Source organism: Streptomyces sp. NPDC098781, assembly GCF_044759995.1.
Classification (GTDB): domain Bacteria; phylum Actinomycetota; class Actinomycetes; order Streptomycetales; family Streptomycetaceae; genus Streptomyces.
Genome location: NZ_JBIWAK010000001.1, coordinates 1368834 through 1376109, shown reverse-complemented (window position 1 = coordinate 1376109; position 7276 = coordinate 1368834). Strand labels below are relative to the sequence as shown.

General features: G+C 73.1%; 5 protein-coding genes and 1 pseudogene. All 6 read left to right on the top strand.

The annotated features are described in order from the left end of the window. Positions 1–261 precede the first annotated feature (261 nt). A pseudogene (locus ACIQWG_RS05980) lies at positions 262–573 on the top strand (MMPL family transporter); the annotation flags it as partial. A gap of 304 nt (positions 574–877) precedes the next feature. Continuing rightward, complete coding sequence (locus tag ACIQWG_RS05975; RefSeq protein WP_404090720.1) at positions 878–2377, top strand: cryptochrome/photolyase family protein; 1500 nt, start codon at positions 878–880, stop codon at positions 2375–2377. Positions 2378–2513: 136 nt separating this feature from the next. Then, positions 2514–3668 carry a polyprenyl synthetase family protein gene (locus tag ACIQWG_RS05970; protein ID WP_404090718.1) on the top strand — a complete coding sequence of 385 codons (1155 nt, stop codon included), beginning with the start codon at positions 2514–2516 and terminating at the stop codon, positions 3666–3668. Next, on the top strand, positions 3665–5236 hold the full coding sequence (locus tag ACIQWG_RS05965; protein ID WP_404090715.1) for a phytoene desaturase: 1572 nt from the start codon (positions 3665–3667) through the stop codon (positions 5234–5236). The genes ACIQWG_RS05970 and ACIQWG_RS05965 overlap by 4 nt, the downstream gene beginning before the upstream one ends. Next, positions 5236–6231, top strand: a complete 996-nt coding sequence (locus ACIQWG_RS05960) for a phytoene/squalene synthase family protein (RefSeq protein ID WP_404090712.1) — start codon at positions 5236–5238, stop codon at positions 6229–6231. The genes ACIQWG_RS05965 and ACIQWG_RS05960 overlap by 1 nt, the downstream gene beginning before the upstream one ends. After that, the gene (locus tag ACIQWG_RS05955) at positions 6228–7235 is read left to right on the top strand and encodes a DUF5914 domain-containing protein (protein ID WP_404090709.1); all 1008 of its coding nucleotides are present in this window, start codon (positions 6228–6230) and stop codon (positions 7233–7235) included. The genes ACIQWG_RS05960 and ACIQWG_RS05955 overlap by 4 nt, the downstream gene beginning before the upstream one ends. Positions 7236–7276 lie beyond the last annotated feature (41 nt).

The following is a 7276-nucleotide window of genomic DNA, read 5'->3' as shown; positions in this document are numbered from 1 at the left end:
CCCCGCGGGGGGGCCCGGGGGGGGGCGCCCCGCCCCCCCCGCGGCTGGCAGGGGGGTCTTTTGTTTGTGGTGGTTTGTGCCGGGGGGGGGGGGGGGGGGGGGCCCCCCCCCCCCCACGACCACCGCACACCCGCTTGGCGGATCACAGGTTTCCGATCCGGGTGACGCAAATGGCCAACAGGAATGCTCCCGCACCGCATTTGGTCAAGTTGGGTAAACTTTCAACTTTCGCGCGTACAGAGGGCCTGCGTGGTGGTGTCGGCGGCCAGGTCGGCACTCGTGCACGGCGGTCGGCAGGGAGTGCTGCACGGGCTGACCACCACCGGCGGAGTGATCACCTCCGCGGGTGTGGTGCTCGCCGCCACCTTCGCGGCCCTCATGGTGATCCCCCTGGCCTTCCTGGTACAGATCGCCTTCATCGTCGCCTTCGGCGTTCTCCTGGACACCCTCGTGGTCCGCTCACTGCTGGTACCCGCGCTGGTCATCGACCTCGGTCGCTGGGCGTGGTGGCCCAGCGATGTGGCGCGACGCGTGCCCGGGCCTGATGAGGCGCTGGTGAGTGCCTCCGCGTAGGGGTGGCCGACGTGCCGTCGGCCCGGCCCGCGTTTAGCGTGGGCCGGGTCGGCGCCGCGCGAAGAGGAGTCGTTCCATGCAGGTCACCCGGAGTCCGCTGCGGAGTCGGACGGCCGCACCGGCAACCCGGTCGTCGACGCGGCCGTACTCAACCGGCACTGGGTCGCCACAACCCGGTACCGACGTGGACACCGACACCCACGAACGGTCGCAGGTGGGCCGTCCGCGGCCGCCGATCCATCTCCGCGACGGACCGGCTCGGTTCAGACGTCCGCGCGGCCGGGACTGACGGCGGGAGCGCCTCATGCACTGGCTTTTCGGCGATCAGCTCGGTCCGCACTTCCTGCGCCCGTCCGAGGACAGCGGCCTCGGCCGTGACTCGCCGCTGCTGATGATCGAGGCCCGGTCGGTGTTCCGGCGCCGGCGCTTTCACCGGGCCAAGGCCCACCTCGTCCTCTCCGCGATGCGTCACCGGGCGGCCGAACTCGGCGATCGTGTCACCTACGTCCGCTGCGACACCTACCGCGAAGGACTCACCCGAGCGGCGGGCGAGGACCCGCTGACCGTGCATCACCCCACCTCGCATGCCGCGGTGCGGCTGGTGCGCTCGCTGTCTCACGTCAGGGTGGGGCCGGCGCGGGGATTCCTGGTGCCGAGGGACGCCTTCACCGGATGGGTGGAAGCCCAAGGTGACAAGCAGCTGCGTCTGGAGAGCTTCTACCACTGGGTCCGGCGCCAACACGATCTGCTGATGGACGGCGACCAGCCTGCCGGAGGCCGGTGGAACCTCGACCACGACAACCGGCAGCCGCCGCCCCGCGACGCCACCGTCCTGCCGGTCGGCCGTCCCTACCGCCCGCGCGAGGACGACATCGACGACGAGGTCCGCCACGACCTCGACCGCTGGGAGAAGGACGGCGACGTCTCCTTCGTCGGCCGGGACGGGCCGCGCCTGTTTCCCGCGACCCGCACCGAGGCCCGGTCCGCCCTGCGCCGGTTCGTGGCACACCGGCTCGGCACGTTCGGGCCGTACGAGGACGCCATGCTCGCCGCCGACCCCGTCATGAGCCACAGCCTGCTGTCCTCCTCGCTCAACCTCGGCCTGCTCGATCCCGCCGAGTGCGTGGAGTCGGCGGAGTCGGCGTGGCGGGACGGACGGGCTCCGCTGAACAGTGTGGAGGGCTTCGTCCGGCAGGTCGCCGGCTGGCGGGAGTACGTGTGGCAGCTGTACTGGCACTTCGGCGAGGACTACCGGCACTCCAACACGCTGCGCCACACCGCCCCGTTGCCCGGCTGGTGGAACGACCTCGACGCGGACGACGTGGACGCGCACTGCCTGCGCACGGTCCTGTCCCAGGTCCGCGACACGGGCTGGACCCATCACATCCCGCGACTGATGATCCTCGGCAGTCACGCCCTCCAGCGCGGCTGGGACCCCGCCGCGGTCACCGACTGGTTCCACCGGTGCTTCGTCGACGGCTACGACTGGGTGATGGTGCCCAACGTCGTCGGCATGTCCCAGTACGCCGACGGCGGCCGTATGACCACGAAGCCGTACACGTCCGGTGGTGCCTACGTGAACCGGATGAGCGACCTGTGCGGGCCGTGCGCCTACCGTCCCGGGGACCGTACGGGCCCACACGCCTGCCCCTACACGGCGGGCTACTGGGCCTTCCTCGACCGGCACCGCTCCCGGCTGGAGCGCAATCACCGCATGGCCCAGCCCCTGCGCGGGCTGGATCGCCTGACGGACCTCGACGAGATCCGGCGTCAGGAGCGGTCACGCGGCGACACCCCGCCGTAGGGGCGCACCGCCCGTGGGCGTGGGCCCACGGGCAGGGCCGCTTCCCGCAGCGCGGAATCCGGCTCATCCGCATCCGCATCCGTCGCGACGGCAGAAGTACTCGCGTGCGGGTGACCGAGAGTGAAAGGGGCCGCGCATGCTTGGACTGAGGCCGACGGTGTCGGCCGGACCGGCCGCACGTGCCGGCTCCCCCGCGACGACCCTCGACGCGACCAACGCGATCAGAAACGTCGAAGCGCTCCTGGAGCAGGTCCTCGACACCCGGCTGTGCCAGGCCCGCGAGGTGGACCCCGTGTTCGCCGCGCATGTGGCCGACCGGGTCGCCGGGCTGATCCGGCGGGGCGGGAAGCGGCTGCGTACCGCGTTCGTGTGGTGCGGTTGGCGTGCCGCCGGTGGCTCGGGCGACACCACGGCCCTGTGGCAAACGGGGGCCGCCCTCGAACTTCTTCAGGCGTGTGCCCTCATACACGACGACGTGATGGACGGAGCACAGCTGCGTCGCGGCGGTCCGGCGGTGCACGTCGAACTGGCGGGCCTCCTCGGGACCGCGCGGACGACCGGATCCTCCGAGTCGTTCGGGGCCTGCGCCGCCGTCCTCGCCGGGGATCTCGCGCTGACCTGGGCCGACGACCTGATGACGGAAACGGCTCTGCGCTCGCCGCACGGTTCGCGCCTGTACGACGAGTGGCGGGCCATGCGCGGCGAGATGGTCGCCGGGCAGTACCGCGACCTGTATGCGCAGGCGACGGGCTCGTCCGAGGTGGGCGAGGCGCTGACCGTCGCCACGCTCAAGAGCGCCCGGTACACGGTCGAGCGGCCCCTGACCCTCGGCGCGTCACTGGCCGGCGCCGACGCGCGCGTCCTCGACGCCCTGCGTTCCGCCGGACGGTGTGCGGGGCTGGCCTTCCAGCTCCGCGACGACCTGCTCGGTGCCTTCGGAGATTCCTCGCTGACCGGCAAACCGGTCGACGACGACCTGCGGTCGCGCAAGCTCACGTATCTGCTCGCCGTCGCGGTCGAACTCGCCGAAGCCTCCGGGGACGACGCGGCAGCCGAAGCGTTCGCCCCTGGTGCGGCCCAGCGGTCGCAGCTCGTCGTCGAGCGGATGCGTGCGGCGCTGGAGCGGACCGGGGCCCGGGCCGTCACGGAGTCGAAGATCGCCGAGTTGGCGGCCATGAGTCTGCGGCACTTCGAACGGACGGGCGCGGAGGCCGCCGTACTGCGTGAGTTCGCGTCGCTGCTCGAACGGGCCACGGGCGTCGCCCTTGATCGCACCGGGGAGCACGCGTGAGGACGGTAGCGGGCCGGACCGACCATGTCGTGGTTGTGGGTGCCGGGCTGTCCGGCCTGGCCTGCGCCCTCCATCTGCTGGGCGCCGGCCGCCGGGTCACGCTCGTCGAGCGGGAGGCGGCCCCGGGCGGCCGGGCCGGCCGGACGCGCCTCGGTGGCTACGAACTGGACACCGGGCCTACGGTGTTGACGATGCCGCACCTCGCCGACGAGGCCTTCGCGGCGGTCGGCGACAGCCTCGCCCGCCGTATCGAGCTGGTGGCGCTGCATCCGGCCTATCGGGCGTGCTTCGCGGACGGGACGTCGCTGGACGTCCACACCGACGGCGAGGCCATGGAGGCGGAGGTGCGGCGCTTCGCCGGACCCACCGAGGCGGCCGGCTACCGCGACCTGCGGGACTGGCTGGAGCGGCTGCACCAGGCGCAGATGCGGCGCTTCATCGACGCCAACTTCGACTCGCCGCTCCAGCTCCTCAACGCCGACCTGGCGCGGCTGGCGGCCCTGGGCGGCTTCGGCAGGCTCGACCGCCGCATCGGCCGCTTCCTCGCCGACGCCCGGCTGCGCCGGGTCTTCTCCTTCCAGGCCCTGTACGCCGGAGTCGCCCCCGCCCGGGCGCTCGCGGCCTACGCCGTGATCGCCTACATGGACACCGTGGCCGGAGTCTGGTTCCCCAAGGGCGGCATGCACGCGCTGCCCCGCGCGATGGCCGACGCGGTCGCCGACGCGGGAGGCGACCTGCGGTGGTCGGCCGAGGTCGGGACGCTGGAACGATCGGCGGGCCGGGTGCGCGCCGTGCACCTCACCTCGGGTGAGCGGATTGCCTGCGACGCGGTGGTGCTGAGTTGTGAACTGTCCACCGCCCACCAGCTGCTGGGCCGCGCTCCCCGGCGCCCCGTGCCGCTGCGTCACTCACCGTCCGCTGTGGTCCTGCACGCCGGGACGGACCGCACCTGGCCCGGTCTGGCCCACCACACGCTCTCGTTCGGCGCGGCCTGGGAGAGCACGTTCAGGGAACTGACCCGCTCGGGAACGCTGATGAGCGACCCTTCCCTGCTCATCACCCGCCCGACGACCCACGACCCCGCCCTGGCACCGCCCGGCCGGCATCTGCACTACGTGCTCGCCCCGTGCCCGAACACCTCCGTCGGGCCGTCCGCCGCCGCCTGGCGGGACCTCGGCCCGCGCTACCGGGACAGTCTGGTCGCCGAGCTGGAGCGGCGCGGCTTGGGCGGGTTCGCGGAGAGCATCGAGGAGGAGCTGTTGGTGACTCCGCTGGACTGGACGGCTCGGGGCCACGCGGCGGGCAGCCCCTTCTCGGTCTCCCACACCTTCGCCCAGACAGGCCCTTTCCGGCCGCGCAACCTGGTACGCGGTGTGGACAACGCCGTGCTGGCCGGCTGCGGCACCACCCCCGGGGTGGGCGTGCCGACGGTGCTGATCAGCGGCAAGCTCGCCGCCGCCCGTATCACCGGCGTCACGGCCGGCCGCGCCACCCACCTCGTCCGCGCTGTCCGGCCGGCCTCGCCGGCCGTCGGCGCCCCGTCCGCCCCGACCGCGGAAGGTCCCTGATGACACGTCGTGAACTGGACGCCGGCGGGATCACCGATCCCGCACTGCGTGCCGCCTACACCCGGTGCCGGCAGCTCAACGCTCGTCACGGGCGCACCTACTTCCTCGCCACGCGTCTGCTGCCGGTGGAACGACGCTCCGCGGTGCACGCCTTGTACGGCTTCGCCCGCTGGGCGGACGACATCGTGGACGACCTCGGCCGGGGCCGGACACCCGACGAACGCGACCTGCTGCTGGCCCGCCTGGAGAGGGACCTCGCACACCAACTGCACAGCGGCGGTGCGGGCGAGCCCGTGGTCCGAGCGGTGGCCGACACCGCCGCACGCTACGGCATCGCGCACAGCCTGTTCTCGGAGTTCCTCGCCTCGATGCGGGCCGACCTGACCGTCTCGGACTATCCGACCTACAGCGATCTGCGTGCCTACATGCAGGGATCGGCGGCAGCGATCGGACTCCAGATGCTGCCGGTGCTCGGCACCGTCGTACCGCGCGAGGAGGCCGCACCGCACGCGGCGGCCCTGGGCGTCGCCTTCCAGCTCACCAACTTTCTGCGCGACGTCGGCGAGGACCTGGACCGGGGCCGTGTCTATCTGCCGGGCGACCTGCTCGCCGCGCACGGCGTGGACCGGCCCCTGCTGGAGTGGAGCCGCCGCACCGGCTGCCCGGACCCGCGGATCCGTGCCGCTCTCGTGGCCGTCGAGGTCATGACCCGCGGCGTGTACCGGGTCGCGGAACCCGGGATCGCCATGCTCGACCCGCGGGTACGGCCCTGCATCCGCACGGCGTTCACCCTGTACGGCGGCATCCTCGACGCGATCGCCGAACAGGACTACGCCGTCCTGCACACCCGCGCGGTGGTACCTCGCGGGCGCCGGGTCGCCACGGCCGCGTCCGGAGCCGCGAGCGTGATCGGGGCCCGATGGCGCGCCCGCGGCACGAGCCCCACCCTCGTACGGGGTGAGCCGGCACTACAGGGGAAAGGACAGGCAAGGTGACCGACCGAGCCCGCAAGCCCCGCTGGACGCCGCCGCTGCGGCGGCGCCGCACACCGGGCTGGGCGACGCAGGCCCCCACCTGGCGGGACGCACGGCCGGGCCTGATCGCCGAGGTCCTCAAGTCCGCCTCGGCGCGTCCCTCCGGCAATTGGTTCGTCGTCGGCGCCTCCCGAGACGTGCGGGCGGGCCAGCGCCCGCGCGGCAGGACGGTGGGCGGTGTCGAGATCGTGCTGTGGCGCTCGGACTCGGGTGTGGTGCACGCGGGTCCCGGCGCCTGCCCGCACCTCGGGGCACCTCTGCGGGACAGCCGCGTGGTGTGCGGCACGCTGGTGTGCCACTGGCACGGACTGGCCCTGGACGGCGCGGCGTTCGCCGGCTGGGAGCCCTATCCCGTCCACGACGACGGGATTCTCCTCTGGGTACGGCTGGACCAGGTCGGTGGCGAGGAACCGCTCGACATGCCGGTGGTGCCGGCGCGGCCCGCGACGGGCGACGCGCTGGACGCCGTCTTCACGACGGTGGGCCGGTGCGAGCCGCAGGACGTCGTCGCCAACCGGCTCGACCCCTGGCACGGCTCGTGGTTCCACCCGTACTCCTTCGTCGACCTCACTGTCGCCGAAACGCCGAGAGGAGGCGGTGACGACGCGTTCGTCGTCGACGTCTCCTTCCGGGTGACGGGCGCTCTGGTGGTTCCTGTGCGCGCCGAGTTCACCGCACCCGAACCGCGCACGGTCGTCATGCGCATCACCGAGGGCGAGGGGGCCACCTCCGTGGTGGAAACCCATGCCACGCCGCTGACCGCCGAGGGGCACGGGCAGCCGCGGACCGCCGTGGTCGAGGCGATCGTCGCCGCCTCCGACCGCAGAGGGTTCGCGCTCGCACGGGCCGCCGCACCGGCCCTGCGCCCGCTCATGCGCCGCGCGGCCGGCCGGTTGTGGCGGGACGATCTGGCGTACGCCGAGCGGCGCTGGGCGCTGCGAAGCACGGGCCGTTTCCCCGGCTGAACCCCGGCGGCGTTCGGCGGGCGGCGTGCGGGCTTGCCGCT